Raw genomic sequence first — 1,353 nt, forward strand, 5'->3', positions numbered from 1 at the left:
AACCCGCAACTTAGCGGGTTTTTTACTTTTAAACAGTTTTAAAGTTTATTTAAGTAGCTATTACTTATGGTACTTAGCACTTAGCTCATGTACTGCATTAATGAATACACCAGCATTTTCAGGGTCTACATCTGGTGTAATACCGTGGCCTAAGTTAAACACGTGGCCATTGCCTGTACCGAAGTCTTCTAAAATAGTGCCTACTTCTTGGCGAATACGCTCTGGTGTACCGTGTAACATAGATGGGTCCATATTACCTTGTAGAGCTACTTTATCACCCACACGGCGTTTAGCGTCGCTAATATTAATAGTCCAATCAAGACCAATTGCATCACAACCTGTTGCTGCAATAGCTTCAATCCATTGACCACCATTTTTAGTGAACAAAGTAACCGGTACTTTACGACCATCGTATTCACGAATTAAGCCATCTACAATTTTATGCATATATTGCAGTGAAAATTCGTTGTAATCGCGCGGGCTTAATACACCACCCCATGAGTCAAATACCATTAGCGATTGCGCGCCAGCTTTAATTTGAGCATTTAAATAATCAATAACTGAGTCAGCTAACTTATCGAGTAATAAATGAAGTGTTTGCGGCTCTGCAAACGCCATTTTTTTGATTTTACCAAATACTTTGCTGCTACCGCCTTCAACCATATAAGTTGCTAGCGTCCAAGGTGAACCAGAAAAACCAATAAGCGGTACTTCACCTTTAAGTTCACGACGAATAGTGCTTACTGCGTTCATTACGTAGCCAAGCTCGTCTGTAGGGTCTAACTTTGGAATTTTTTTAACATCAGCAAGTGATGAAATAGGACGTTCAAACTTAGGGCCTTCGCCAGTTTCAAAGTAAAGACCTAAACCCATCGCATCTGGAATCGTTAAAATATCACTAAATAATATAGCGGCATCTAACGGGTAGCGACGTAGTGGCTGCAGTGTTACTTCACATGCAAGTTCAGCATTACGGCACAGGCTCATAAAATCGCCCGCTTGTGCACGTGTAGCGCGATACTCTGGTAAATAGCGTCCTGCTTGGCGCATCATCCATACCGGAGTTACATCAACAGGTTGTTTTGCAAGTGCACGTAAATAACGGTCGTTTTTTAATTCGCTCATGGCGTAAATGATCCTAAGACTTGTATAAATTGTGCAAGATTGTACCACCATATTCTCCGACCCTCTATTGCTTAGGGACGAAAACAGCTTTACCTAGAGGCAGATCAATATAATGGCGTGCTTTAATCCATTTTGACTATAAAACAAGCAAAAAAGAATAACATTTAAAACTTTTTATTAATATGTTTGCAACATCACAAAAACCTTGTTATTGTTTGTCCCGCGTTA

At 40.1% G+C, this 1,353-nt stretch carries 1 protein-coding gene; it reads right to left on the reverse strand.

All coding sequences use genetic code 11. The annotated features are described in order from the left end of the window. Positions 1-60: 60 nt before the first annotated feature. Positions 61-1,125 carry a uroporphyrinogen decarboxylase gene (hemE, locus tag GQR46_RS19740; RefSeq protein WP_002961084.1) on the reverse strand — a complete coding sequence of 355 codons (1,065 nt, stop codon included), beginning with the start codon at positions 1,123-1,125 and terminating at the stop codon, positions 61-63. Positions 1,126-1,353 lie beyond the last annotated feature (228 nt).

The organism is Pseudoalteromonas sp. Z1A6, assembly GCF_011378745.1.
In the GTDB taxonomy this organism is placed as follows: Bacteria; Pseudomonadota; Gammaproteobacteria; order Enterobacterales; family Alteromonadaceae; genus Pseudoalteromonas; species Pseudoalteromonas arctica.